The sequence below is a fragment of the Rhizobium sp. Leaf384 genome, from assembly GCF_001424065.1.
GTDB lineage: Bacteria > Pseudomonadota > Alphaproteobacteria > Rhizobiales > Rhizobiaceae > Ferranicluibacter.
Map to the genome: position 1 here is coordinate 1,059,196 of NZ_LMQE01000001.1, position 24,086 is coordinate 1,083,281.

The 24,086-nt window shown below is 63.0% G+C and carries 26 protein-coding genes and 2 pseudogenes; 16 read left to right on the forward strand and 12 right to left on the reverse strand.

The features are described from left to right. Window position 1: 1 nt before the first annotated feature. From arsC to ASG25_RS04845, 4 genes are all read left to right on the forward strand, one after another. Window positions 2-424 (forward strand): arsenate reductase (glutaredoxin), encoded by a 423-nt coding sequence (gene arsC, locus ASG25_RS04830; protein WP_062469946.1) that lies wholly within the window; start codon window positions 2-4, stop codon window positions 422-424. Then, entirely contained in the window at window positions 399-1,124 is a 726-nt protein-coding gene (gene arsH / locus ASG25_RS04835) for an arsenical resistance protein ArsH (protein WP_062469949.1), read from the forward strand. Before arsC ends, arsH begins: the two co-directional genes overlap by 26 nt. Then, window positions 1,121-2,308: an arsenite efflux MFS transporter ArsK gene (gene arsK, locus ASG25_RS04840; RefSeq protein WP_062469953.1), complete on the forward strand. Its 1,188-nt coding sequence runs from the start codon at window positions 1,121-1,123 to the stop codon at window positions 2,306-2,308. The genes arsH and arsK overlap by 4 nt, the downstream gene beginning before the upstream one ends. A gap of 229 nt (window positions 2,309-2,537) precedes the next feature. Next, on the forward strand, window positions 2,538-3,632 hold the full coding sequence (locus tag ASG25_RS04845) for a DUF5677 domain-containing protein (RefSeq protein ID WP_156379593.1): 1,095 nt from the start codon (window positions 2,538-2,540) through the stop codon (window positions 3,630-3,632). A gap of 882 nt (window positions 3,633-4,514) precedes the next feature. Here the strand turns inward: ASG25_RS04845 and ASG25_RS04850 are convergent. Then, complete coding sequence (locus ASG25_RS04850) at window positions 4,515-5,459, reverse strand: dienelactone hydrolase (RefSeq protein ID WP_062469966.1); 945 nt, start codon at window positions 5,457-5,459, stop codon at window positions 4,515-4,517. Window positions 5,460-5,550: 91 nt separating this feature from the next. Here ASG25_RS04850 and ASG25_RS04855 point away from each other — a divergent pair, with 91 nt between their 5' ends. Further along, window positions 5,551-6,444, forward strand: coding sequence for an AraC family transcriptional regulator (locus tag ASG25_RS04855; protein WP_062469969.1), 894 nt, complete (start codon window positions 5,551-5,553; stop codon window positions 6,442-6,444). Between the two features lie 189 nt (window positions 6,445-6,633). Here the strand turns inward: ASG25_RS04855 and ASG25_RS04860 are convergent, their stop codons facing one another. After that, the gene (locus ASG25_RS04860) at window positions 6,634-7,365 is read right to left on the reverse strand and encodes an SDR family oxidoreductase (RefSeq protein WP_062469973.1); all 732 of its coding nucleotides are present in this window, start codon (window positions 7,363-7,365) and stop codon (window positions 6,634-6,636) included. An 82-nt stretch (window positions 7,366-7,447) separates the two neighbouring features. On the opposite strand from ASG25_RS04860, the gene ASG25_RS04865 reads away from it, so the two are divergent. Further along, a complete protein-coding gene (locus tag ASG25_RS04865) occupies window positions 7,448-7,840 on the forward strand; it encodes a helix-turn-helix domain-containing protein (protein WP_062469976.1) in 393 nt (130 codons plus the stop codon). A 470-nt stretch (window positions 7,841-8,310) separates the two neighbouring features. Next, the gene (locus ASG25_RS04870) at window positions 8,311-8,814 is read left to right on the forward strand and encodes a hypothetical protein (RefSeq protein WP_244479315.1); all 504 of its coding nucleotides are present in this window, start codon (window positions 8,311-8,313) and stop codon (window positions 8,812-8,814) included. A 126-nt stretch (window positions 8,815-8,940) separates the two neighbouring features. On the opposite strand, the gene ASG25_RS04875 is transcribed toward ASG25_RS04870, so the two are convergent. After that, complete coding sequence (locus ASG25_RS04875; protein WP_062469979.1) at window positions 8,941-9,846, reverse strand: LysR family transcriptional regulator; 906 nt, start codon at window positions 9,844-9,846, stop codon at window positions 8,941-8,943. A gap of 96 nt (window positions 9,847-9,942) precedes the next feature. Between ASG25_RS04875 and ASG25_RS04880 the strand changes: the two genes are divergently transcribed. The 3 genes from ASG25_RS04880 to ASG25_RS04890 all read left to right on the forward strand — a co-directional run bounded on the left by ASG25_RS04880 (window position 9,943) and on the right by ASG25_RS04890 (window position 12,175). Then, window positions 9,943-10,272 carry a nuclear transport factor 2 family protein gene (locus ASG25_RS04880; protein WP_062469983.1) on the forward strand — a complete coding sequence of 110 codons (330 nt, stop codon included), beginning with the start codon at window positions 9,943-9,945 and terminating at the stop codon, window positions 10,270-10,272. Further along, window positions 10,269-11,057, forward strand: a complete 789-nt coding sequence (locus tag ASG25_RS04885; protein ID WP_062469986.1) for an SDR family oxidoreductase — start codon at window positions 10,269-10,271, stop codon at window positions 11,055-11,057. The genes ASG25_RS04880 and ASG25_RS04885 overlap by 4 nt, the downstream gene beginning before the upstream one ends. A 536-nt stretch (window positions 11,058-11,593) precedes the next feature. Then, window positions 11,594-12,175 carry a DUF1349 domain-containing protein gene (locus ASG25_RS04890; RefSeq protein WP_156379594.1) on the forward strand — a complete coding sequence of 194 codons (582 nt, stop codon included), beginning with the start codon at window positions 11,594-11,596 and terminating at the stop codon, window positions 12,173-12,175. 52 nt (window positions 12,176-12,227) lie between these two features. Here ASG25_RS04890 and ASG25_RS04895 read toward each other — a convergent pair whose 3' ends face one another. The 6 genes and pseudogenes from ASG25_RS04895 to ASG25_RS04920 all read right to left on the reverse strand — a co-directional run. Further along, on the reverse strand, window positions 12,228-13,076 hold the full coding sequence (locus ASG25_RS04895; protein WP_062469989.1) for a glycerophosphodiester phosphodiesterase family protein: 849 nt from the start codon (window positions 13,074-13,076) through the stop codon (window positions 12,228-12,230). Beyond that, on the reverse strand, window positions 13,051-14,115 hold the full coding sequence (locus ASG25_RS04900; RefSeq protein ID WP_062469992.1) for an ABC transporter ATP-binding protein: 1,065 nt from the start codon (window positions 14,113-14,115) through the stop codon (window positions 13,051-13,053). The genes ASG25_RS04895 and ASG25_RS04900 overlap by 26 nt, the downstream gene beginning before the upstream one ends. A gap of 25 nt (window positions 14,116-14,140) precedes the next feature. Next, window positions 14,141-14,965, reverse strand: coding sequence for an ABC transporter permease subunit (locus ASG25_RS04905; protein WP_062469997.1), 825 nt, complete (start codon window positions 14,963-14,965; stop codon window positions 14,141-14,143). 2 nt (window positions 14,966-14,967) lie between these two features. Then, on the reverse strand, window positions 14,968-15,819 hold the full coding sequence (locus ASG25_RS04910) for an ABC transporter permease subunit (protein WP_062470000.1): 852 nt from the start codon (window positions 15,817-15,819) through the stop codon (window positions 14,968-14,970). 23 nt (window positions 15,820-15,842) lie between these two features. After that, a complete protein-coding gene (locus ASG25_RS04915; RefSeq protein ID WP_062470004.1) occupies window positions 15,843-16,994 on the reverse strand; it encodes an extracellular solute-binding protein in 1,152 nt (383 codons plus the stop codon). A 313-nt stretch (window positions 16,995-17,307) separates the two neighbouring features. Continuing rightward, window positions 17,308-17,607: pseudogene (locus ASG25_RS04920) on the reverse strand (SDR family oxidoreductase); the annotation flags it as partial. Window position 17,608: 1 nt separating this feature from the next. On the opposite strand from ASG25_RS04920, the pseudogene ASG25_RS04925 reads away from it, so the two are divergent. Then, window positions 17,609-18,151: pseudogene (locus ASG25_RS04925) on the forward strand (LysR substrate-binding domain-containing protein); the annotation flags it as partial. 131 nt (window positions 18,152-18,282) lie between these two features. Here ASG25_RS04925 and ASG25_RS04930 read toward each other — a convergent pair. Beyond that, window positions 18,283-19,026 (reverse strand): hypothetical protein, encoded by a 744-nt coding sequence (locus ASG25_RS04930; protein ID WP_062470006.1) that lies wholly within the window; start codon window positions 19,024-19,026, stop codon window positions 18,283-18,285. 177 nt (window positions 19,027-19,203) lie between these two features. Here ASG25_RS04930 and ASG25_RS04935 point away from each other — a divergent pair, with 177 nt between their 5' ends. The 5 genes from ASG25_RS04935 to ASG25_RS04955 all read left to right on the forward strand — a co-directional run bounded on the left by ASG25_RS04935 (window position 19,204) and on the right by ASG25_RS04955 (window position 22,358). Beyond that, window positions 19,204-19,461, forward strand: coding sequence for a hypothetical protein (locus ASG25_RS04935; protein ID WP_062470009.1), 258 nt, complete (start codon window positions 19,204-19,206; stop codon window positions 19,459-19,461). A gap of 233 nt (window positions 19,462-19,694) precedes the next feature. After that, a complete protein-coding gene (locus ASG25_RS04940) occupies window positions 19,695-20,198 on the forward strand; it encodes a hypothetical protein (RefSeq protein ID WP_062470014.1) in 504 nt (167 codons plus the stop codon). A 238-nt stretch (window positions 20,199-20,436) separates the two neighbouring features. Continuing rightward, window positions 20,437-20,922, forward strand: coding sequence for a BON domain-containing protein (locus ASG25_RS04945; RefSeq protein WP_156379595.1), 486 nt, complete (start codon window positions 20,437-20,439; stop codon window positions 20,920-20,922). A 145-nt stretch (window positions 20,923-21,067) separates the two neighbouring features. Then, window positions 21,068-21,943 (forward strand): TIGR02587 family membrane protein, encoded by an 876-nt coding sequence (locus ASG25_RS04950; RefSeq protein ID WP_082475518.1) that lies wholly within the window; start codon window positions 21,068-21,070, stop codon window positions 21,941-21,943. 7 nt (window positions 21,944-21,950) lie between these two features. Next, on the forward strand, window positions 21,951-22,358 hold the full coding sequence (locus ASG25_RS04955) for a TIGR02588 family protein (RefSeq protein ID WP_062470025.1): 408 nt from the start codon (window positions 21,951-21,953) through the stop codon (window positions 22,356-22,358). Window positions 22,359-22,386: 28 nt separating this feature from the next. On the opposite strand, the gene ASG25_RS04960 is transcribed toward ASG25_RS04955, so the two are convergent. Beyond that, a complete protein-coding gene (locus tag ASG25_RS04960; protein WP_062470027.1) occupies window positions 22,387-22,587 on the reverse strand; it encodes a hypothetical protein in 201 nt (66 codons plus the stop codon). Window positions 22,588-22,758: 171 nt separating this feature from the next. Further along, window positions 22,759-24,015: an FAD-binding oxidoreductase gene (locus tag ASG25_RS04965; protein ID WP_062472188.1), complete on the reverse strand. Its 1,257-nt coding sequence runs from the start codon at window positions 24,013-24,015 to the stop codon at window positions 22,759-22,761. Window positions 24,016-24,086 lie beyond the last annotated feature (71 nt).

The following is a 24,086-nucleotide window of genomic DNA, read 5'->3' on the forward strand; positions in this document are numbered from 1 at the left end:
CATGGACGTCACAATCTATCATAACCCCGCCTGCGGCACGTCGCGCAACACGCTGGAGCTGATCCGCGATGCGGGCATCGAACCGACTGTCATCGAGTATGTGAAACATCCACCGTCGAAAGCGACGCTCGTCACCATGATTGCGGAAGCGGGCCTCACTGTGCGTGAAGCCATCCGCGACAAGGGCACGCCCTATGCCGAGCTTGGCCTCGACAATCCGGACCTTTCCGACAACCAGCTCCTCGACGCCATGCTGCAGGATCCCATCCTGATCAACCGCCCGTTCGTGGTCTCCCCGCTCGGCACGCGCCTGTCGCGGCCGTCCGAGGTCGTGCTCGACATCCTGCCGGAGACGCACAAGGGTGCGTTCAGGAAGGAAGACGGCGAGCAGGTCCTCGATGCGGAGGGCAAGCGCATTGGCTGATCTGCCTGCCCTCGACCGCGACCATCTGCGCCAGCCGGACCTCGACGCGCTTCGCCCCGCGTTCTCGACCCACAAGCCGCGCATCCTGATCCTCTACGGCTCGCTCCGCACGGTGTCTTATAGTCGCCTACTGGCGTTCGAGGCGGGCAGGCTGCTGGAGGCGTTGGGCTGCGAGGTGCGGATCTTCGATCCCACAGACCTGCCTTTGCCCGATGCCGCACCGGTGACCCATCCCAAGGTGCAGGAGCTACGCGACCTGACCCAGTGGTCGGAAGGCCATGTCTGGGTCTCGCCGGAGCGCCATGGGGCGATGACCGGCATCATGAAGGCCCAAATTGACTGGATCCCGCTGGCGGTCGGCTCGATCCGGCCGACGCAGGGCAAGACCCTTGCGGTGATGCAGGTGTCTGGCGGTTCCCAATCGTTCAACACGGTCAACCACCTGCGCATCCTCGGCCGCTGGATGCGGATGATCACCATCCCCAACCAGTCCTCGGTCGCCAAGGCCTTCCAGGAGTTCGACGCAGACGGCCGTATGAAACCCTCGGCCTATTACGACCGTGTCGTCGACGTCTGCGAGGAGCTGGTCAAGTTCACGCTGCTCACACGGGACGCGTCCGGCTACCTGACCGATCGCTACAGCGAGCGGAAGGAGGACGCTGAGAAGCTGGAGCAGCGTGTGAGCCTCACGTCCATATGAGCGCAAGGCTGCCGATCGCGGCCATCCTGGCGCTCGGTCTTACCCAGATCATCGGCTACGGCACCCTCTATTACAGCTTCAGCATCCTCGCGCCGGACATGGGTAAAAGCCTCGGCTGGTCGCAGGAATGGATCTTCGGCGCACTTTCGGTCGCGCTTCTGATTGGCGGATTCACCGCGCCCTGGCTCGGTAGCCTGATCGACCGCGTCGGCGCAGGTGTGGTCATGACCATTGGCTCTGCCGTGGCCGCCACAGCCCTCGTCGCCTGCGCCTATGCGCCTGGCAGAACCACCTATGTCGCCGCCCTGATCGGCATCGAGGTTGCCGCCAATCTCGTACAGTACGGGGCCGCCTTTGCGCTCTTGGTTCAGCTTCAGCCGACGGTGGCCCAGCGCAGTATCACCTACCTGACCCTGATCGCGGGCTTCGCCTCGACGTTGTTCTGGCCGCTCACGTCGAGCCTTCACACGCATCTCTCCTGGCAGAACGTCTATCTGGTCTTTGCAGGCCTCAACCTGCTGGTCTGCCTGCCGCTGCATGCGTGGCTGGCAACGAGGGTGACCCACAGCCGCAAGCAGGCCGCATCATCCTCGACCCAGCCGGTGCTCGGCACACAGCCGCCGGAACGCCGGCGCTCGGGGTTCCGTCTCATGACCACGGCCTTCGCCCTGCAATATCTCGCAGGCTCGGCGGTGCTGGTGCACATGGTGCCGCTGCTGGTCGGACTGGGGCTTGGCACCAGCGCTGCCATTGTCGGCTCTCTCTTCGGTCCGTCGCAGGTGGTGAGCCGCCTGATCAACATGGTGTTCGGCAAACGTCTGAACGCGCTGCATCTGGCTCTGATCTCCGCCGCGCTGATCCCAGGGAGTGGGACAATCCTGATCCTGAGTGCTCCCTCAATCCCCGGCGCCATGGTCTTCGCCGTGATCTTCGGCATGGGCAATGGCCTGCTGAGCATCGTGTCGGGCACTCTGCCCCTAACGCTGTTTGGCAGTGAAGGCTACGGCAAGCTTCAGGGCAGGATGATGGCAGCCCGCTTGGTCGCTTCGGCACTCGCGCCCTTCGCACTTGCCCTCACGATGGAGTGGTTCGGCATCCGTGTTTCGATGGGCGGGATCATTGTATTGGCGCTACTGGCCGTCGCCGCCTTTACAACTCTGTTCCGCTTCCAACGGCAAGGCTGATCGAACCGAAGCGAAATCCGGATTGCGGACAGTTCCAGACGCGTTCGCTGTGTACGCTGCCTGTGGACTGACAGCGGATAGGGCCGCTTTGCGCCTTCATGGCGGTCATTCGCGCCCGTTTTTCACCTGCCTGAAAGCGGACACGCTCGGGAAGGGGAGACGCAATGTGTCAAACTGGCGTAGAGGACCGAAAGCAAGAGAACGGCATCAGGTGATGGGAGACTAAAAGGTGGCAGGTTCCGTTATGGACGGTCAAAACAGCAAACGGAAACGGACAACCACCGAACCTTGGACGATGGATGAACTTCAAGATGATTTTGAGAAGAGCATTCGGCAGGCCTTTGAAGAAGGGAAAAGCTTAACCGAGAGGCAGATTGAACGCATAGCATTGGGAACGGTGAAGTCGGCGGGTAGGCTCTTCTACCGATCGCTTATCGACAGCGCGCCTCCGATGCTGGCGGAACGACGCAAGCAGCAAGAAGGCTTTGAAACACGCAACCTGCGTCGCTGGCGAAAGGCGTTTGACCTTCTGGAGACAATATGGGTCTGCTGTGAGGAAATAGGCAGCGCGTTCAACGGCTATCATCGCCCTCAGGCCGTTCAAGAGCAGGACCATGTTTTCGAAGCGATGACGTATCTTCATGCAAAAGCCCTTCTCGTGACTTCCGAAATAATCTGTCTATTGAGGGGCGGCTTTGCCGATGGCGCGCTTACGCGCTGGCGCACTCTTTATGAGAACAACGTCATTGCAACCCTGATCCGACAGGAAGGGCAGGAACTCGCATTAAGGTACGTGGCCCATTCGCGCGTACAAGCATGGCTGCGGGCGGGAGCCAAGACATATAATCTGCCGAACGAGGACGCCGAACTCCAGAAGCAAGCCGAATTTGCTATCTCGACTTTTGGGGAGGAGATGAAACTTCGACACGGCTGGGCCTCAAAGTTAGTCGGCAAGAAAAAGCCGACATTCAAGGACATTGCCGCAAAGTGCGGCCAAGAGGCCGAGGGCGGCGTCTATGAATATGCGTCTCAGCACATCCACTTTAACCATCGAATGTTCGATGAACTACTGGCGACATCCGAGGCTGAGCAAAATGTGTTGCTCGTGGGGTCGAGCAATTCAGGAATGGTCGGGCCTCTCACAGTGACCGCGATTAGTATGGTCGAAGCCACCTCTCTCCTGTTGCTGCACAAACCGAACCTCGACCGGCTCGCGCTGCTGGACTCGGTGTGGCGCATGGCCAAACGCATGAACAAGCTGGCAGGCGGCCTTGAGAAGCGCACCTTCGAAGCTGCAAAGAAGCGCAAGAAAGCCGTCAGCTAAGCGCCAGCAGAAGAGACCGTCCGCTCGGACCAAACCTCCAATCGCATGTGCGCTTGAGCGTCTTGTGACGGAAGAGGTGCCAGTTCCCTCCCGGCCCCTTATAAGTCATTCGATGAAGCGCGGCGCTCTAGCGCCCATAATGCGGCAAGTGAAGGCCATGCCGTCCGCGACAATGCCTGCAAGTGATCGCTACGCCGCCCGGATATTGGACAGCTGCATTTGCTGTACCCGAGGAAGCCCTGTCGACAGGCTGGTTGCACAAAGTCGAAGAGCGGAAATTATTGCCGTGCGCTCTACCGGTTGACGGATGCCCAGAGCCAGGGCACGAAGGCTGCATCCAAGGTCGCTCGCGGTCGGAGAAACACAACGGATTGAGGGTCTCCGCTAAGTCCCTGAGACGTCATTGAGAATCCAGGTTTCCCAGCCATCTCTCTTCCTTCATCGAGAGCCATCCATCAGGCCGAAATCGCCAGCTGGAACAGATTTCCGATACAGCCAGCTTGATCAGACAGCGTATGGGCTTCTCCGCTTCACCCGGCGGTCGGGTCTTCTTCCCGTGATGCAAGACGTCCGCTCACGAGCGATGACCGGATTGGGTTTGGGAGCGAACGCCCGATATCGAGGCATGTCAGGCTAGAGCCGAGATTCTGATATCATGCGCCATTCTGCGCGTTCGCCCCTTGCGTCATCGCGACGCAAGGCCCTGACATTCTGCGCAATGATATTGGGCGTGGCGGTTCCACAGAAGCGCGCCATGGAGAGCGAATGAAGCGGAAGCGACGTCTCGCTTCCGCCTCCATGATACTCTGATACCGACACTCTGATACCGACACTCTGATGCCTGCCGGAAGCGTCGCTCATCCCCCGGCCTTTCATCTCCGATTACTTCTCGACGACGGCTCCAAGGCTGCTGGCCGGGCCCTTCAACGCCGTACATGCCGAGGACCAGGCATTCGGGTCGTCGCCAAGCGCAGTTCTCAGCCAAGCCAGCGTCATGCGCTTCGTTGCCTCGAGCGCATCCGGCACCTCGATCTCCGTCTCCTTGGCGTCGAGCCCGGCAATGCCGCCAAGGCCGTGGCCGACGCCTTGAAGCGTCAGAAGGGCATGCGTCCCGACCGCATCATGGTAGGCATCGGCGTGCCACTCCGGGCCACGGGGCGTGAAACGGGGGTTGTCATCTGCCCCGCAGACGACCAGGGTCGGCGTCGTCAGGTGTGAGAAGTCGAGGTCGAAGAAGGGGAAGCGCACGGCGTTTTCTTCCGTCAGATCCTTTCCACCTCTTCCGGGCGCGGTGAGAAGGACCCCGGCTTTGACGCGCGGATCGCCAAACATTTCTTCGTGAAGTCGTGCACCCAGGAGCAGGCTTACGGTATGGCCACCGAGGGAATGTCCTGCTGCCGCGATGCGGTCATGATCAAGCCGCCCCGAGACAGCCGACGCTTGCTCTTCGATCTCCGACAGCCGGTCGATGACGGTCCGTATCTCAGCAACGCGCTCGCGCCAGAAGAACGGCGCGCCTTCGGCGTCTGCAGACAGGCCGCCGACGCGGGAGCTTGCGTGGGTGGGCTGAAGGACGGCGAAGCCGCGCTCCGCCCAGAACTGTGCCAGGTGCGCGTAGCCGTCCTTTGACGGCACGTAGAATGACGGCCCGAACCCGTGCGACAGGATGACGATGGGGAGGCGGTCGCCCTCTGCGGGTGCCGTCAAGCGCAGTTCCAGAGGCGGCCGTCCCTCCATGTCGAGGCGGATCGGCGAATAGGCGATTGTCAGGGCTCCGTCGGGCGCCGGGATACGGCGCGAGACATCGATAAGATTGTTCGTGGTCATTTGTAGGGCTCCTTGTGCACCGCCAAGATGGACGAAGGCTGAAGGACGATCTATATCTCTATGTCCGCATCTGTTTCGCGAAAGTCCAGATATGTCCGATCCACTCGCCGAGATCGTCGCCCTGCTCAAGCCTGTGCCGTCGATCGCCAAGCTGGTTACGGCCGGTGGGGCGTGGTGGGTCGAGCGTCGCGACCTCGGTCATCCGTTCTATTGTGCGATGGTGGAAGGGCGCTGCTTGCTGACGATCGCCGGGAGACCGCCGATCGTCCTCGAGCCTGGTGATTTCGTGCTTGTGCCGCAAATCCACGCATTCACCATGAGCAGCCTCAGACCGCCGCCGCCGGGCACAACACCGCAACGGCTGGAGACCAGCCCTGGCGTCTTTCGCCTTGGCAATCCAGACGCGCCGGCCGACGTCACGGCGATGGTGGGTCATTGTTCCTTTCTGGCGAACGACAAGCAGTTGCTGAGCGCGCTGCTGCCGGACATCGTCCACGCCCAAGGCGAACAGCGGCTTACGGATCTCGTCAGGATGATTCACGCCGAGATGGTCGGAGGACTTGCAGCGCGGGAGATGATCCTGAGCCGGTTGCTCGAAGTTCTCTTCATCGACGCTCTGCGGCGTGCAGAAGGCGCAAAGACATCTCCCGGCCTGTTGCGCGGACTTTCCGACCTTCGCCTGGCGCCTGCGCTCCGACGCATTCATCAGGACCCGAGCGGCGGTGTATCCGTCGAAGACCTGGCCAAGACCTCCGCCATGTCTCGGTCGGCCTTCTTCGATCGCTTCCGACGGCAGGTCGGCGTCGCTCCGATGGAATATGTGACGGGCTGGCGCATGGCGCTTGCAAAGGACCTGCTGGTGCGGCGCGAGGCGCCGCTGGTCGAGATCGCAACACGGATCGGCTATGCCTCCGCCAGCGCGTTCAGCGTTGCATTCACCCGGCATGTCGGCGTCACGCCGGGCCATTTCTCCCGGATACCCTGACCCCGACCGCCTTGTCTTGCCGCCGGTCTTGCTGCCCGTTCTGCGCGGGTTCCGTCCTGTCATGTCCGCTTCGAAGGCGCACGAGCTGCACGAGGACGGTTGTGAAGGCGGGTCCGTGTTCACGTTTTACCGCGTGCGTTTTGCTGTACCCGACCGATGCCGGTGCGGGTACAGCGTTTCGCTGGCTCCTCAGACCTGCCGCAAGCCTCCGTCCACGCAGAGTTCAGCCCCGGCGATGTAGCTCGCGTCATCGCTCAACAGGAACAGTGCGGCGGCGGCGACCTCTGACGGCCGTGCCATACGACCCATGGGAATGGGAGCAACAATGGCTGCACGCGTCTCTTCAGCGACAGCAGCCATCATGTCCGTATCCGTGGGGCCCGGTGCAACGACATTGACCCGAATGCCTCTGGATGCAAGTTCGGTCGTCCAAGTCCGCGCGTAGGATCGCACGGCCGCTTTGGTTGCGCAGTAGGTGCCGTAAGCCGCGTAACCTGCACTCCCGGCGATGGAGCCGATGAGGACGACCGAGCCGCCGTCCGTCATTGCGGGAAGAGCTGCCTGGAGGCCGAACACCATCCCCCGCACGTTGACGTCGAAGTGGCGGTCGAAGTGCTCCGGTGTTATCTCCGCGATCTGCGAAGGCTCGGAAAGCCCTGCATTCAAAACAAGCGCGTCGATCCGGTCGTATGCCTGGCGCACTTTTTCGACGACGACGACCATATCTTCCGGAGAGCTTGCATCAGCAGCAAGACCGACCGCGCCATTGCCAATGTCTCTGGCCGCCTTTTCAGCGTCTTCGCCTTTCCGACTGGTGATGACGACTTGTGCGCCTTCTGCCGACAGCCGCTCGGCAATGGCCAGCCCGATCCCCTTCGCGCCGCCGACAACCAATGCAATCTTGTTCTTCATGCGATCCATCGTAAATCCCTTTCACCGAATGGTCCGGATATGATATACGCTGGATATCTGATATCAATTACGCACCTGGAATAGCCTAGATATGGATGAGTATACCGACCTGAAAGCCCTCTCTCACCGCGCGCTTTGCGACATGTCCCTCGTGCGCCCGGTGCTCGATAAGATCGCTGACAAATGGACGATCCTGATCCTGACGGTCATCTGTCCACAACCCGCGCGCTTCAACGAAATCAAGCGGCGTCTCGACGGGATCACGCACAAGGCTTTGGCCGACGCCTTGAAACGGCTCGAGCGGAACGGCCTCGTGACGAGAACAGTCCTCCCGACGCAGCCGATTGGCGTCGAATATGCGATCACGCCCCTCGGTCATTCGCTGCGGCAGCCGTTCGAGGCATTGTGCGCGTGGGCAGCAGCCAACGGCGAGAAGGTCGAGGCCGCTACCCTACGCTATGACGAGACGCGCGATCGTCGTTGACGACGTTGGTGTTTCCGCATCGAGCGCGAAGCCGCCGCGGCGGCGATCCGGGGCTATTCAACGGATCCACGTGCGTCTTTGAAAAAGGGGTTCCGTCCGGTGCACGCCTGCAGCCATGCATGGGGGATGACCAGGCGGGGTCGGGGGCGGAATGCCAAAGCCCGCCTTTCGCGGTCCGCATGCGACACAAGCAGTCATTTGTGCGACAGGGTGAAGCTGATATCCTGAATGTCATGACACTATAGCGCAATCGCGCGGGGGGACTATCGCGTGATCTACGCTTGGATTGATGGCGTGAAGCGGCAACCGATCGCCAAGGGCGAGAGCACCGTTTGCAAGGATTGCGGCGGGCTCCTGACCTCCGTCGTGCCCGCGCAGAACGTCAAGCATTGGCGGCACAAGGCGGGCGATTGCGACAGTTGGGCCGAAGGCGAAGGCCCTGGCATCTGGGCTGGAAAGAGCAGTTCGACATGGAATGCCGCGAAATTGGTCTTTATGATGCCGCCGCCGGTGAGTGGCACCGCGCCGATGTGCTGTGCGGTGCTGGCACGCCGATCGCGACCGTGCTGGAGCTGCAACACTCCAGCATCAGCGAGCAGGAGTGCATGGAGCGTGAGACCTTCTACCGCCAGAAGCATCGCATGTTCTGGCTTGTCCACCTGCACGACGAGCACAGCTTCACTGGCACTAGCTTCCGCCTGTCGCTGGGCCTGGGCGCGCGCACGGCTGCCGTGGACGGCCATACGTTCGAAATCGTGCACTTCGCGTCGCGCAGCAGCCAGTTCATCGAAAAATGGAAGCGATCGAGCGCGCACGTCTTTTTCGAATGTCAGGGCCACATCTTCTACCTCGCCAACGAGAGCGTGGCAGCGCGGGCCAATGGCGGTCTTCCGCTGAAAAAAGGCTATTTTGCCTATTCTCGGTTATCGCGGCAAGACTTCATCCGTGCCGTGCACGGGGGGCTGGCACCATGACAGACCCTAACGCGGCCTGATGGTGGAAACGGGCAATGGCCTCGGTTCTCCGCGCACCAAGAGGCTTAAGGCATGTCGCCCGAACGTGTGCAGCGGTTTCGGGAAACGACATGCATCAAACAAGACCTACGCAAGGCGCCCTGCGGCGTAGTCGCGGGCGAGCGCGATAAAGGCCTGAAAGGCGGCGGAAGAGTTACGTCGATTGGAATAATAGAGGCACAGCGGTGCAAGCGGCGGCGTCCAGTCTTCGAGAATGCGCACGAGCCGTCCCGCGGCGATATCCTCACGGACATCGGTCTCCATGAAATAGCCGATCCCCACGCCATTCGCCACAGCGATCCGCGCCAGGGAGGCTTCGTCCAGCGTGATCGGCCCCTCGACGTCAAGCTGCAGTTCTTCGCCCCCCTTCTCGAAGCGCCATCGCAACACACCACCATTGGGAAGTCGCCCGCGAACGCAGGGGTACGCGCGCAGGTCGTGCGGCACCTGGGGAATCGTTCTGTTCTCGAAAAAGGCCGGGGATGCGGCAACCGCCATGCGTCGCATCTGACCGAGCGGTATCGCGATCGCGTCGCTTGGCACCAGATCCGCGCTGCGCACCCCGAGATCAAAACCGGCAGCCACGACGTCGACAAGCCGCCCTTCGGTGACGATGTCGATATGAACCTTCGGATAGAGCTTCAGATAGCTCAGCACCAGGGGCGCCATGATCTCACGCGCGGCTGTTGCGAAGGCATTGATGCGCAAAATGCCAGACGGCGTCTCCTGCTGGGAGCGCGCCGTATTCATGGCTTTCTGGATGCCCTCAAGTGCTGGTTTGATCTGCGCGACGAAGATGTGCCCCGCATGGGTGAGAGAGACGCTCCGCGTCGTGCGATTGAACAGTCGCACATCAAGCTCGCGCTCGAGCTTGCCCACCGCGCTGCTGATGGCTGTCGTCGACATGCCGAGATCGAGCGCCGCCGCTCGAAACGAGCCGCACCGAACGATGGCGAGAACAGCCTCAAGTTCGATCAGCGCGTGGCGTGCCATTGTCCCGATCTCCGGAATACGTCGTGCTGATTTATCTTGCTTATCGGGAGAAAAGTCCATCGCTAAGGTGCCGTCATCACCACTGAGGAGATGAACATGACAATGCGCCTACCCAAACCCATCGCGGATTATGTCGACGCAAACGCCCGGCTCGATATCGATGGAATGATGCAGACTTTCCTGGATGACGCCCTGCTTATCGACAACGGCAGGCGTTACGCGGGGCTGGCCGAGATCCGCAAGCGCCTGAAGGAAGAAGCGATCGCGGTCGGGGCGATCTTCACGCCCGACGCTGTTCGGGAAGACGACGGCGATGTGGTGCTTGAAGGCCCAGTTCATGGCGACTTCCCGGGCAGCCCGATCCGCTTCACCTATCGCGTCACGCTGGCAAACGACGCCATCAAGACTCTGGAGATGACGGCATGAGCTTCCGGGTCGATCCAAACGAATTCATGGGCAGGCGCGTGCTCGTCAGCGGCGGCACCAAGGGTCTCGGCCGCGCCACGGTCGAGCGCTTTCTCGCCGGGGGAGCCCGTGTCGTCACCGCCGCCCGCACGATCCGGGATCCGATCGAGGGCGTCGACTATGTGCAGGCCGACCTGACCACTGCGGAGGGTGGTGAGGCGGTCGCCAGGGCGGCTCTCGAGCGGCTGGGCGGCATCGACATCCTTGCCCATGTCATCGGCGGCTCGGCTGCGCCGGCGGGTGGCTTTGCCGCGCTGACGGATGATCACTGGCTCGCTGAGCTGAACCTCAACCTGCTGGCGACCGTCCGGCTCGATCGCCTTTTGCTCCCGCAAATGATCGAGCGGGGCAAGGGCACAGTGGTGCACATCACCTCCATTCAATCCGTCCTGCCGCTGCCCGAATCCACGACAGGCTACGCCGCCGCGAAGGCCGCGCTGAGAACCTACAGCAAGTCCATTTCGAAAGAACTTGGTCCGAGGGGCGTGCGCGTCAACTCCGTCTCGCCTGGCTGGATCATGACCGATTCTGCTGGAGACTTTCTCGACATGCTTCGGTCTGCCAATGGCGGCACGATCGAGGACGCGCGGCAGTCTGTGCTCGATGCCCTGGGCGGCATCTCGATCGGGCGCGGAGCCGAGCCCGAAGAGGTGGCCGACCTGATCGCCTACCTCGCATCCGACCGTGCTGCCGCGATCCACGGGGCCGAGTTCGTCATCGATGGTGGAACCATCCGCACAGTTTGAAGGGTCTCAACCCCGCCTTCTCCTGAGGGAGTCGGCATACGGCAGAGGGCAATCAAACAGTGCCGTCGCACAGCGCCAGGCGTGGCGTCTCCCTTGGCGCTGCCGTCGTCAGGAAACGTCGCGATCCGTTGTGTCGGAAGGCTGGGTGCGTGTGAAGGCGACAGACGCCTGCCTGACCAGCACGACACCTCATGCTTTTCGGTTGACCTGCCGCGAAGAGCCGACTGTTTCCGAGGATCTTCGGCAGTGACGAACCCACCGGACGACCTGAAGCTCGAAGCAAAACCCTGCCACAAGCTTTGACATCCACCGTAAAAGCCCCAACCGACGAGGCCAGTCAGTCCTTGCCTATTGGCAGCAATTGGGCTTTCTCATGCATGTCGCCCGAACGTGTGCAGCGGTTCCGGGAAACGACATGCCTCCAAACACGACCTTGAAGCGCGTTGCGTCATTCTTTTCAAGCAACGCGCTTTAGGAAATACCGCTGTATAAGCGAAGCGGCCAAGCACGTCCGCTGGTTGTCACAGGAGACCCCGTTGCCAGGTCTTGAAGATGGACGGTGGCTCAATGAGCCAAAAAAATCAAATGCGTCGCATGCCGAACTTTCCGTAACGACGGACGTCAACACAGACTTTTGGCGAGAAACGCACTACGGCTTTGTGCGCGACAACGGCCACTTCTACGCGTTCCGGACCGAATGCGATTTTACCGCTCAGGTGCGGGTCCGGGCACATTTTGAGCATCTTTACGACCAAGCCGGCCTTATGGTCCGGCTCGACGAAAGACGCTGGGTCAAGACGGGGATCGAGTTCTCGGACGGATACGGCTTGCTCGGCAGTGTGCTGACGGATAACGCCTCGGACTGGGCAACCGGGCGATATCACGGCGACCCGTCCGATTTTTGGATCAGGGTGACCGTCCATGGCGGCGTTCTCCGCATACAAGCTTCTGACGACGGGGAGACATGGCCTCTGGTCCGTCTCTGCCCTTTCCCAAAAGCCGACCATTATTTCGTTGGCCCGATGTGCTGCACGCCCGAACGTGCAGGCTTGGAGGTACGATTCAGTGCCTGGCAGATCGGCAGGGCCGTGGGCAAGGACCTCCACGACCTGACGTAGCCGCCAGAGCGCTGTGCAGAAAACCGCCGCTTCTGTTTCTGGCGCACCGCCCCTACGCCTGATCGTCCGCAAAGGCGGCCGCGAGGCCTTCGGGGTCGTCGGTGGTGATCTGGTCGACCCGCAGGGCGAGGAGGCGTCGGACCGCGTCGAGGGTGGCAGGGGTGACCGATTGGATGGTCCAGGCATCGACGCGGCGTCCGTCCGCATGGACGATGCCGATCATGTCGACCCCTTGCGCCTCGGCCGCAAGCACGAGCGCGTGGTCCAGATAGATCATGCCGGCATCCGGCGCCTGCCGGAGGGCACGCCGGATGAACGCCATGTGGTCCTCCGCCGATGTGAGATCGTCGAGGATGCCGGGATAGGTCGGGTCATAGCCGATTTTGAGGCCGGGCGTCGCTGCGGCCAGCGCTGCCATCGCCGCGCTGTCGCCGCCCGACAGGATCATTGCGGCCGCAAAGGGCGACACCGCGCGGGCGAAGTTTGCGATGACCGCAGGCGGAAGGCTGGACCGGTCTTCCTTCAGGTCCAGCTGCAGCACGGCGCCCGGATGCACCGACGCGGTCTGGAGGACGTCGCAGAGATCATCGAGAAGCATCACGCGATCGCGGGTTGGCGCGCCGTCGTTTCCGCGCAGGAAAAGCCGCCGCAGGTCCTGCGCGGAAGCGCCGGAGACGCGGCCGGTTCCCGTCGTTGTCGGGTGGAGGTCGGGATCATGGAGAATGGCAAAGCCGTGGTCTGCATGGAGCACAAGGTCCACCTCGACACTCGCGCCCAGCTGCATCCCTTCCAGAATGCGCCGCGGGGAGAATGCGGGATCGGAGGCCTTCCGGCGCGCGCGATGCCATTTGAGCAGGGTCCGATGACCCTGCTGCTCAATGCTGATCGGCGGGTTCGGCATCGATGGCCCCATACAGCTTGACGGTGTCGCGGAAGGCGGCAAAGGCACGGGGCTTGAGCCCGACGCCCTGGCCGGGATGAAAGGGCCCGGGCCTGCGGACCAGGGATTTGATCCTCGTGCCGTCGGACAAAGAGAGATCCACGAGCCCGTGCGTGCCGAAGTCCGTCACGCGATTGACGGTGGCCTGGCGCACGCCGTCCGCTGGAACGAGATCGAGCGCCTCCGGCCGCACCGCGAGCGTCACCGGTCCATCCGCGACGGGAAGATCGACGGCGAAGTCGGCATGCCGGAACCGGCCCGTCTCCACCTTGCCCTCGATGAAGTTCATGGTGCCGATGAAACCGGCGACGAAGGGCGTCAGGGGATTGCGGTAGACGACCTCCGGCCGATCGGTCTGCTCCGTCCGTCCGTTGCGCATCACGACGATCCGATCCGCCATCGACAGCGCCTCATCCTGCCCATGGGTGACGAAGAGCGTCGTGATCTTCAGGCGAAGCTGGATATCGCGCACCTCCTCCCTCAGCCGCTCGCGCAGGTGCTGGTCGAGGCTGGCAAAGGGTTCGTCGAGCAGCAGGATCTTCGGCTCGAGGATCAGCGAGCGTGCGAGCGCGACGCGCTGTTGCTGCCCGCCCGACAGCTCGTGCGTCATGCGCCGATCATACCCCTTCAACCCCACCAGATCGAGCACGGCTTCGACCCTGTCGCGGATCTCGCCTTTCGGCCGCCGGCGCAGTTTCAAACCGAAGGCGAGGTTGTTGAAGACGTTCATGTGCGACCAGAGGGCATGACTCTGGAACACCATGCCCGTCGGTCGCTGCTCGGGCGGCAGCCGTGTCACGTCCTGGCCGTCGATCGCGATCGAGCCCACGGTCGGCTGTTCGAAGCCGCCCACCATGCGCAGCAGCGTCGATTTGCCCGAGCCGGAAGGCCCGAGCAGGCAGACGAGTTCGCCATCGGCGATCTCGAGAGAGACCGCGTCGACCGCCGCCGTATCGCCTGCAAAGATCTTGGAAACGGCGTGAATGCTCAGTGTCGCCATGCTGGTTGTCCCGTGATGGTGCGCGTCATCCCCCGAACCCCTTGGCGAACGCGTTGCCGCCGATCACCTTCCGGGCAAACATCAGGGCGATGAAGGAGGGCACCCAGAGCATGACGGACAGCACCGCACCGAACTGGATGACCATCTGGTTGTTGATGAAGCTGATCATCAGCACCGGCATGGTGCGAATACCCGGCGCACCGATCAGCCAGGCGCCTTCGGTTTCGTAGAACGTGCCGACGAAGGTCAAGAGAAGGGCGGCGGCGATGGTGGACGCGGCCTGGGGAAGCGTGATCGAGCGGAACACGCGAAACGGACCGGCACCCACGTCGCGCGCGGCCTCCTCCATCCGGCGGTCGACGGTCTGGAACGCCGCGACCGGAATCCAGATCATGAACATCAGCGTGTTGACCAGCTGGATCAGGGCAACGCCCCAGAAGGTTCCGATCAGGTCGAGCTGGAGGAAGATGGCGGCGATGGCCATCAGGAGCCCGAACCGTGGAAAAGCGTGCCCCGCCAGAAACGAGAAGAACAGGATGTCCCGGCCTGGAAACCGCATCCGTGCGAAGGCGTAAGCGGCCGGTAGGCAGATGATGGCGGAGGCGAGCGTGACGACCGTCGCGAGCGTCAGGCTCAGCCGCAGAGCGTGCCAGACATCCGGTCGTCCGAGCGTCTGCGCCCAGAAGCGCAAGCCGAACTGTTGCGGAAAGACATGGGGATAGCGCCAGATCTCGGTAAAGGCCCAGACCCCGACCACGAGCAGCGGGAGGACGATGACGATCGAGAGCGCGAGGGCGAGCAGGATGCCCGGGACGTCCAAAGGCTGCGGGCGTGTTGTCCGGTGCGTCATGCTTATTTCCCCTGGTTGCGGGCGACGGAGCGCACGTAGAACAGGCCGAACACGATGCAGAAGCCGAAGGTGACGACGGCCTGCGTGACGGCGCCGACAGGGTCGTTCAGATCACGGAAGGTGCGCTGCATGTACGGGCCCATCATCTCCGGCGAGGCTGGCCCCAGCAGATAGGGAAGCGTGAAGGCCGAGAAGATCCCGAGCACGGCGAATGAAAGCGCGACCAGAATGGAGGTCGTGATCTGCGGCAGAATGATGTGCCACAGCCGTTGACGCCGGTTTGCGCCGACATCGCGCGCCGCTTCAATCGCGCTGTTGCCGACCGCGCCGAGACCCGACAGAAGGATCAGGACCGTCAGCGGTATGTTGTCCCAGACCAGACCGATCACCGGCCCCCAGGGCGTCAGGTAGGGCGTGCGCAGCTTGGGCAGCCCGGCGGCATTCAGGAGAAGATCGATGAGACCGTTCGGGCCGAGGACCCGGATCAGCGCGTAAGCGAGGATCACCGACGGCACGAACATCGGCAGGATCGCAAGCGCCTGGACGTAGGATGCGAGCCGCCCCCTGGCGAAGCGCAGATACAGCGCGATCGGCAGCGAAACGACGAGCAGAAGCGCCGCACAGACGCTTGTTGTCCAGAGCGTCAGGCTCAGATTGTTCAGACTGTAGGCGTCCGAAAAGAAGAAGACGTAGCTCGACAGGTCGAAATGCCCTGCCCCGTCCGGCGACGCTCGCCAGACGGTGCGCTGGACGGCGCTGATGATCGGCCAGATCACCAGCCATCCGACGAGGGAGACCGGCAGGGCAACGAGCAGGAGGCCGACGAGCCCCCTGGCCGACGCCTTGCCGAGCATGCCGGACGATGGGACGCGTGTTCTCACGACTTCCGGTCGATAGCCGGAGCGACATTGCGGTACCAGCCGTCGTTGACCGCCGCTTCCCAAGCCCCCGACGGAAAGGTCGGAATGCTGTTCGGGATGATGTCCGCGAACTTCTCGCGCAGGTTGGCGGAGACGTAATCCCAGCTGACGCCGGGGAAGCCGCCGAGTTCGTTGAGCACGGCATCCTGCATCGCTTCGGTCAGGACGAAATCGGCCAGCTTCAACGCAGCCTCGCGGTTGCGTCCGTTGCCGAGCACCACGCAGCGCGAAAAGCCCCCGCAAAGTGCCAGATCCTGCAGCTGCACGATGCCGGTCGTGTCCGGCAGGACGCCCTGCGCGATCGCCTGAAGAACCTGGTCGGACCAGACCGGTGTCATGACGACCACGCCCTGGCTGAGCAGCTGGATCGATTGGGTGTTGCCGGAGGAGTAGGCGCCGTTGTCGTACAGCGACGGAGCAAGGTCGTTCAGCAGCTCCCAGGCCTTGCCAAGCGCCTCGTTGCCAAAGGCTTCGGTATAATTGCCGACCGTAAACAGCTTGGGGTCGAGGCCGTTCGCCTGATGGATCGCGCGACGGACAAAATTCCCGCCCGATCCGCCCTTGTCGGGGCGGTTGTAGACGAACTGGCCCGGGTGCGCCTTGATCCAGGCAACAAGCGCGTCCCAGGTCTTCGGCACGTCCGCGGCTGAGAGCCGGGTGGTGTCGTACGCCAGAAGCACCTGCGAACCGCGATAGGGAAGCGAGAAATCACTGTCGATCGCAAGCGGATTGAGCTTCGAATAGTTCGACAAGCCGGCCTGCTTCATGTTGACATAGAGGCCCGCCTCGATGCCGCCCTGGGGGAGCTGCGGATCGGCCTGCTCGAAAAAGTCGGCCTGCGGATCGGTGTTCGTCTGCATGGCCGCGACGGCCCGCTCGCCGATCGCCTGGATACCGGCATTGTTGCTGGCGTTCACGAGGTTGAGCTTCAGATCGGGATGGGCGGCCTCGAAGGCCGGCTTGACGGAGTTGGTCCAGAAGTCGAGCACGTTGGCATCCGAACCGGTGTACCAATCGATCTGCCCCGGCGCTGCAAAGGACAGCTTCGGCAGAAGCATCAGGCCGGCAGCGGTACCAGCCGTCGAAATCAGGAATGCGCGGCGCTTCATCGTCTTATCCCTCAGGGGCCCCACCATTGAAGGCGGCCTATTGAAACCGAGATGCGCGGAAGGTCTCCCGGGTCAGGGGTCCACCATGCATCTCCCGGACGTCTCTTGCCCGGTCGCGCTGACGAGACGGCACCCCGTCTTCGGCTTTGCGACGAGACGACCACCGGATGGCACCGCGGTGCGATCGGGGATCCTCAAGACGGGTTCGAGGTATACATATTAGACGACGCTTTTATGACAAATCGAGGGGCGTGTGCGGGTCGGTGCCCGGAGCGACGCCGTTGCTCCGGGCCGGTGGATGGCAGCGATCGCGTCAGACCTGCGCCTGCCCGCCATCGACGAACAGTTCCGTCCCGTTGACGAAGCTTGCCGCGTCGGATGCGAGAAACAGGACGGCATTGGCGATCTCGTCCGGCTCGCCGACCCGTCCGAGCGGAATCTGCGACCCCAGGGCATGCAGAAGCGCCTGCTGCTTTTCGGCGTCCGCGCCGGCAAGACCGACAAGGCCTGGCGTGCGCGTCGCACCGGGGCTGACGACGTTGACGCGGATGCGACGCTCCTTCAGGTCGAGGATCCAGCTACGGGCAAAGTTCCGGATGGCGGCCTTGCTGGCACGGTTTCCCAAGGTTCAGCTGCAGCTCGTCGTTACGGACCGCGCCATCGACCTCATCGAGGAGCGCATAGACCTTGCCCTGCGCGTTCGCCACGCCTTGACGAGCGATGCATCGCTGACGATGCGGTCGCTGGGGCACTCACGCTGGATCCTCGTCGCCAGCCCTGCCTGCGCCGCGCGTCTTGGCCCTGACCTGAAAGACCTCACGGCCCATCCGACGCTGGGGACGAGCGATGATCCGGGTGACGCGACCTGGACGCTCGAACGCGACGACGGGGCCATCGAGGTGCTTCGTCACCAGCCGCGCATGACCTGCGCCGATTACGGCGCTGTGTGCGATGCTGCAGCAGACGGCCTGGGCATCGCCTTTCTGCCGGACCACGCCTGTGCGGCCCACATAGCGGCCGGCAAGCTGGTGCGCGTCTACAGCGAATGGCGGAGCCAGAGCGGCATCGTCCATCTCGTCTTCACGACCCGCCGCGGCCTGCCGCCGGCCGTGCGCGCCCTTGTCGATGTCATGGCGAAGGAGATCCCCGCGCTTTGACCGTGTAAGCGACGCACCGACGTGAGGCTTGCGAGCGCAGGCCGAAGCTCCTTAGGCTGGCCGACGGGGGCGCAGGATGAACCCTGCGTCCGTCCGGGGAGACATCGTCGACGCGTCCTGCCGCCGACCCGTCAGATGGCGCTTTCGTCGTCCCGTGTCCAGATGGATTGCCCGTTGGCGAAGGCCTTTGTGATCCGGCGTTCGTCCCGCCAGAGCCGGCCGGTGTCTTCGATGACCGGCGTTCGGTTGGGGGAAAAGATATAGGTCCTGTAGGGTGCGACACGGGTCTGCAGCACCATGTTCGTGTTGGAATAGAACTGCTTTTCGGGGTCATAGGCCGGATCGAGGAGACCGGCAGCAAGGCGGGCGAAGTCGCCGCGAAGCACGGAGGGCGAGGTCGAAAAAAGCGGCCGTCTGCGGAAACTGGGCAGCTTCACGCCCCAGAGCTTGAAACTGCGCTTCTCGTAGAGATGGCCTTTTCGCCGGATGTCCCAGTTCTGATTGATCGTATGCAGCGAAACCTGCTGGACGGATTGATCCGCAAAAGGCGCGAGGATGCTCTGGTCAAGCGGCGTCAGCGTGCGCCAGTCGTCTTCCAGATGGAAGACATGGTCGGCCGAGGTGCTTGACCACAGCCGCTTCACGGCCGAACAGAAGTTCGCCTTTTCGGGCTGAAACACGATGGCGCCGGGAAACAGCCGGTCGACGATCGACACGCAGGCACGGGCATCGTCCGCGTCGCCGAAAATGGGATCGATATTGACGAAGCATGCGGAAATGTCGAGGAACCGAAAGCACCTGTCCTGAAAATCGCGCAAGGTCGCTTCCAGCAGGTCCGGCCTGCGGCCGGCGACAACGCAGATATCGATCGCCATAAACGGGCCTTCCCCTCACTCGACACGCAGAATTTCCAAGGCAATACCGCAAACGCCCGTCGTATTGAAGAACATTCTAATTGTCTTGAGCACCGTCGTTCGGGAGACGGCGGACGGCCGTCCTCCGGAACATTGGCGTGCGGCAGACGTTGTTTCGCGAATTGAAGGAGAAGCGATATGGACAGCACCAAGACATCCGCCGCAGGGTCCGACACGGACCGGAACCTCGATATCCGCGACGAGGACGTGACGCCGATCGAAAGCGAGGCCGATCTCAAGGGTAAGGATGGCGATGATGTCGAGCCTGACGACATGATGTCAGCGGCCGCACGCCGGGAGGCCGTCCGACTGAGGGGTGACGTCTTCATGGTGCGCTCGGATCTCGAAGACGCCGATCAGCGCGAAGCCACACCGGGCATGCGCGAACAGGACTGAGTGTTCGCCGTAGGCGTCTGAAGCTCGGGACGACCCAGCGGACGGGCAAGGCGCAAGTGCCTCGCGCAGAGCGGATCTGATACAATGCGGGTGGTGAGCCGACGGCTCGTCGCCCGCTTTTTTGCGTCGGCTGACAGGTCGCGGGCGCAGGTCCGCCCCGGAACTTAAGCCGAAACGGTGCGTTTGCCCTTCATGTGCCGGTATCCGGCGAAACAAGAAGGAGGAAGCAGACCATGAACCAGCGTTTTGATCCGAATGAGAATCGTCCCGCCAACCCCACGGCTTGGCCCGCAGACGATGCGGCGCGCGCCGACGAGGCCGCCCGTACCAATCCGGCGACGATGCGACCGGCCTCCGGTATCGATCCGGTCACGGCAGCGCCGCTCGGGGATCCCCTGGCACAGCGTCCGCTCGATCCGACGGCCCCCGTCGCCCGGACCCGTCGCAGCAACTGGCCTGTGCTGATCATCCTGCTTGCAGGTCTGGTTCTGGCGCTTCTGGTCTGGCTGCCGGCCGAAATGTCCAACGACGCGTCCGATACGGCGACGCAGCCGGCACCGGCCAGCGAAACCGCAACGCCGCCGGCCGCGCAGGCGCCGGCTGCAACGGCCCCGTCCACGACCACGCCGCCGGCCGCAACGGCGCCCGCTGACACAGCTCCGGCTGCTCCGGCAACGCCCCCTGCTGCAACCGGTACGGCTCCGGCCACGGGCGCTGCTCCGGCAACGGCTCAGTAAGCCAAGTTGGACCTGCCACGTTGTCACGGCAATCGATGGAGAGAAGCGGGCCCGGACGGGCCCGTTTTTCGTTGGGCCCGCGATGGCGGACATCGCGCTCCGGTCGTCCGCTTCGGGTCCGCTCCGCAGCCATACGCTCCGCTTGCAGGCCGCTCATGGACATAATCGCCCGCCTGGTCGAACCAAAGCGCGCCTCAGCGGTTTATCCCCAGTGAAACGACAGATCGAGGATCAGACCATGATCGAGAAGACCACGCGCCGCGAAGAAGACTATCGGGATTATGAAGACCGCGACCTGAAGGACGGCTGGCCTTACGCCGACGAGGTCTCGGGTTCGCCCACCGACGTCGCCAATCGCTCTTATGGCGAGACGGATGAAAGCTTCGACGAGTCCGGCAATCCGGGTTTCGAAGCGTCCGACGAGACGGTTCGGGTCGGCCATGGTGGCCCCGACATCCTCCGGGACGATCCGCAGGCCGTTAACGATGACGACAGCATGGAAGAGACGCTGTCCAATGCGCTCGAAGAGCACGACATCGATACGTCGTCCGTCGAGATCAAGGTCTTGCGCGGCGTCGCCGAGCTTTCTGGCGAGGTGGAAACGGACGCGGATCGCCGCTCGATCGAGGCGCTTGCCTATCGCGTCCCCGGCATTTCCAAGGTACGCAACGGCCTGACGACAATGGCCGTCGATGCGGCGCTGCCGAGCGGCCTCAACGACTGATCCTTTCGGGGCTGGATCGCTCTGGTATGGCCGAGGCGGCAATGTTTCGTCCGCCGGATCCGTTTCCAAAACGATAGTCTTTGCTTACGATAGCTGCGCGGCCCCTCGGGCCGCGCTGTTCCTGTGTCGAGTGTCGGGAGTGATCATGGGAAAATCGGAGGAGGCAAGCGGTCCGCTTGACCCTGTGGACGACCCGCCTGCAGGCCAGCCATCGTTTCGAACGACGGACTTTGTGAAGGGACTTGCACGCGGCATTGCAGGCGCTTTGCTGTTTGCCCTTCCCATGCAGATGACGATGGAGATGTGGGCACTGGGCTTTGCGATGGATCGTTTTCGCCTCGCCCTGCTTCTCGTCATCGCGGTGCCCCTGCTCGTCGGTATCGCCCACCGCATCGGATTCGAGAAGACGGTCTCCTGGCGCGAGGATATTCGCGACGCAATGATCGCCTATGCGATCGGCATCATTGCGAGCGCCATGATCCTTGCCTTGTTCAAGCTTCTTACCCCAGACACGTCGGAACAGGATTTTCTCGGGAAGATCGCCCTGCAGGCCGTGCCCGCAGGGATCGGCGCCCTTCTCGGACGAAGCCAGCTCGGCGCCGATCCGGATGATGCCGAGGATGATCCGGACAGCGGATATGGGGCCGAACTCTTCATGATGGCCGTCGGCGCGCTGTTCCTCAACCTCAACATGGCGCCGACCGAGGAAATGATCCTGATCTCCTACAAGATGACGCCCTGGCACGCGCTGGCCACCATCGGCCTGTCGATCCTCGTCATGCATGCTTTCGTCTACGCCGTCTCGTTCAAGGGCGGGCACGAGCTGGATGATACGCCCGGCTGGCATGCGCTGATCCGGTTTACCCTGCCGGGCTATGTGATCGCCCTCCTGGTCAGCCTTTACTGTCTCTGGAGTTTCGGCAGGCTGGACGGGTCCGGCTCCATGGCGACGCTGATGGCAACCATCGTGCTCGGCTTCCCCGGCGCGATCGGCGCGGCCGCCGCGCGCCTGATCTTGTGAGGTTCTGATGGCTTCGTCCCGCCGAAAAGTCGTCCGCCGCCATCCGCACTGGATCGAGTGGACCACAGGCCTTCTCTCGACCGCGCTTGTCGCCACGATGACCGGCATGATCGTCTATCATGGCCTGACGGCAAAGGACGCCGCACCCGAACTGGTTGTCACGGTGACGGCCCAGCGACCGACGGCGCAGGGCTTCGAGGTCTCGTTCACGGTGTTCAACACCGGCAAGAAAACCGCGGCCGGCGTGCCCGTGACCGGGCGTCTGCTGGATGGGGAGCAACGGTCGATCGAAACCCGGGAGGTGACGATCGATTACGTTCCTGCCCAGTCCCATGTGGAAGGCGCCCTGCTCTTTGCGGCCGATCCGGGTGCGTCCCGGCTGGATATCCGCGCGTCCGGCTACAACGATCCGTAACCGCGCTGTTTGCCGCGGCTTCAAGCCCTCATTGCATCCGGTCCGTCATCGCTTCCCGTGTCGCCGCGATATGGTCGGACACGGCCTGCTGTGCCGTGGCAGGGTCGGCAAAGACCTTGCCGTCGAGGGGCCAGACATGAAACTTGACGGCCATGAAGCGCAGGCCGCGTGCGTGCGGCATCAGCGTGCCGACGGCTTCGCCGGCAATCTCAACGATGTGTTTCTGCATGTCTGTCTCCTGCCGCCGTGCCCCGGTAGCCCATTCCGCCACAGGCACGACGCGGTGTCGTCTGCGGCCACCGGGGAAACGGCAGGATCCGCCCATCGTTCCCGGTCCGCCATCAAACAAACTTGTCCGCAGCGGAGCCAAGTTTGATCGGCGGACACGGATATCAGGGCATCAGGCCACGAAGCGCTCCGGACGATACGGCGCGAGATCCACGATCGTCGTGCGCTCGCCCGTCATTTTCTCCGCGAGCGCGCGGCCGGTCACCGGACCGAGCGTCATGCCGTGATGCGCGTGGCCGAAGGCGAACCACAGGCCCTCATGACGGGGCGCCTTGCCGATGATCGGCATCATGTCGGGCGTGCAGGGGCGCGCGCCCATCCAGGGCTCCTCGTCGCGGCGTTCGGCCAGCGGGAAGAACTCGCGGGCGACACGCTCGGCACGGGCGAGCTGGACCGGTGTCTTCGGCGCATCGCGGGTGGCAAATTCCGCACCCGTCGTGAGACGGATCCCCCGCAGCATGGGCGCGAGGAAATAGCCCTTCTCCGCGTCGAGCACCCAGTTGTTCAGGCGCTCGCCCTCCTGCGTGCCGTAATGCATGTGGTAGCCGCGCTTGACGGCGAGCGGAAACCGGTAGCCGAGCTTGCGGGTCACCGTGTCCGCCCAAGGACCCAACGCCACCACCACTTCGGCCGCTTCGATCGGCCCATCGGGAGAGGCGATCCGCCAGCCCGGACCTTCCAGAACATGCTCGAGCGTCGCGGCATCACCGGCGACGAGGCGTCCGCCCAGCGACTGGAAATAGGCGAGATAGGCCTTGTTCAGGCTATGGGGGTCGCGGATCGACCATGGATCCGTCCAGCGCAGCCCTCCGGCGAGATCGATGCGAATGGAGGGTTCCAGCGCCTTGACGTCACTGGGCGACAGCTTCTGATGGTTGACGCCGAAGCCGGCCGACAGGCGCTCGGCCTCCTTGTAGGCAGCATCCCGGGCGCCGTCGGTGCGAAACACCTTCATCCAGCCGTCCCGCTGGATCAGGTTGTCGGCACCCGACGCCTTGATCAGATCGGCATGCTCGGTGATCGAGTTCTCGATCAGCGGGGCATAGAGCCTTGCAATATGCTGATGCTGGGTAAAGCCCGAATTCCACCAGTAGCGCAGGAGAAACGGCACGAGACCGGGCAGCGCTTTCAGGTGATAATGCGCATCGATCGTGTTGTTCAGCGCATAGCGGAACAGCGCACCGAAATCGTGGGGAAAGCCATAGGGAACGACGCCTTCACGCTGGATGAGCCCGGCATTGCCGAAGGACGTCTCTTCCCCTGCCCCGCGACGATCGACGAGCAGCACCGATTTTCCGCGGCGGGCCAGATGAATGGCCGTGGAAAGACCGACAATCCCTCCGCCCAGAACCGCAACATCCGTCTTCATTCCCATCAACTCCCTGTTCCCGGAACTCCCTGTTCCCGGCGCGCTCTGCGTCTCTCGCCTATGTCAGCATT

Bases quoted from the DNA above. Each gene is read 5' to 3' on its own strand.
- ASG25_RS04880 (WP_062469983.1), top strand. From the start codon at position 9,943: ATGACAATGCGCCTACCCAAACCCATCGCGGATTATGTCGACGCAAAC.
- ASG25_RS04885 (WP_062469986.1), top strand. From the start codon at position 10,269: ATGAGCTTCCGGGTCGATCCAAACGAATTCATGGGCAGGCGCGTGCTC.
- ASG25_RS04935 (WP_062470009.1), top strand. From the start codon at position 19,204: ATGGACAGCACCAAGACATCCGCCGCAGGGTCCGACACGGACCGGAAC.
- ASG25_RS04865 (WP_062469976.1), top strand. From the start codon at position 7,448: ATGGATGAGTATACCGACCTGAAAGCCCTCTCTCACCGCGCGCTTTGC.
- ASG25_RS04965 (WP_062472188.1), bottom strand. From the start codon at position 24,015: ATGAAGACGGATGTTGCGGTTCTGGGCGGAGGGATTGTCGGTCTTTCC.
- ASG25_RS04870 (WP_244479315.1), top strand. From the start codon at position 8,311: ATGGAATGCCGCGAAATTGGTCTTTATGATGCCGCCGCCGGTGAGTGG.
- arsK (WP_062469953.1), top strand. From the start codon at position 1,121: ATGAGCGCAAGGCTGCCGATCGCGGCCATCCTGGCGCTCGGTCTTACC.
- ASG25_RS04955 (WP_062470025.1), top strand. From the start codon at position 21,951: ATGGCTTCGTCCCGCCGAAAAGTCGTCCGCCGCCATCCGCACTGGATC.
- arsH (WP_062469949.1), top strand. From the start codon at position 399: ATGCGGAGGGCAAGCGCATTGGCTGATCTGCCTGCCCTCGACCGCGAC.
- ASG25_RS04910 (WP_062470000.1), bottom strand. From the start codon at position 15,819: ATGCTCGGCAAGGCGTCGGCCAGGGGGCTCGTCGGCCTCCTGCTCGTT.
- ASG25_RS04950 (WP_082475518.1), top strand. From the start codon at position 21,068: ATGGGAAAATCGGAGGAGGCAAGCGGTCCGCTTGACCCTGTGGACGAC.
- ASG25_RS04945 (WP_156379595.1), top strand. From the start codon at position 20,437: ATGATCGAGAAGACCACGCGCCGCGAAGAAGACTATCGGGATTATGAA.
- arsC (WP_062469946.1), top strand. From the start codon at position 2: ATGGACGTCACAATCTATCATAACCCCGCCTGCGGCACGTCGCGCAAC.
- ASG25_RS04915 (WP_062470004.1), bottom strand. From the start codon at position 16,994: ATGAAGCGCCGCGCATTCCTGATTTCGACGGCTGGTACCGCTGCCGGC.
- ASG25_RS04860 (WP_062469973.1), bottom strand. From the start codon at position 7,365: ATGGATCGCATGAAGAACAAGATTGCATTGGTTGTCGGCGGCGCGAAG.
- ASG25_RS04930 (WP_062470006.1), bottom strand. From the start codon at position 19,026: ATGGCGATCGATATCTGCGTTGTCGCCGGCCGCAGGCCGGACCTGCTG.
- ASG25_RS04900 (WP_062469992.1), bottom strand. From the start codon at position 14,115: ATGGCGACACTGAGCATTCACGCCGTTTCCAAGATCTTTGCAGGCGAT.
- ASG25_RS04850 (WP_062469966.1), bottom strand. From the start codon at position 5,459: ATGACCACGAACAATCTTATCGATGTCTCGCGCCGTATCCCGGCGCCC.
- ASG25_RS04895 (WP_062469989.1), bottom strand. From the start codon at position 13,076: ATGCCGAACCCGCCGATCAGCATTGAGCAGCAGGGTCATCGGACCCTG.
- ASG25_RS04875 (WP_062469979.1), bottom strand. From the start codon at position 9,846: ATGGCACGCCACGCGCTGATCGAACTTGAGGCTGTTCTCGCCATCGTT.
- ASG25_RS04940 (WP_062470014.1), top strand. From the start codon at position 19,695: ATGAACCAGCGTTTTGATCCGAATGAGAATCGTCCCGCCAACCCCACG.
- ASG25_RS04960 (WP_062470027.1), bottom strand. From the start codon at position 22,587: ATGCAGAAACACATCGTTGAGATTGCCGGCGAAGCCGTCGGCACGCTG.
- ASG25_RS04855 (WP_062469969.1), top strand. From the start codon at position 5,551: ATGTCCGATCCACTCGCCGAGATCGTCGCCCTGCTCAAGCCTGTGCCG.
- ASG25_RS04905 (WP_062469997.1), bottom strand. From the start codon at position 14,965: ATGACGCACCGGACAACACGCCCGCAGCCTTTGGACGTCCCGGGCATC.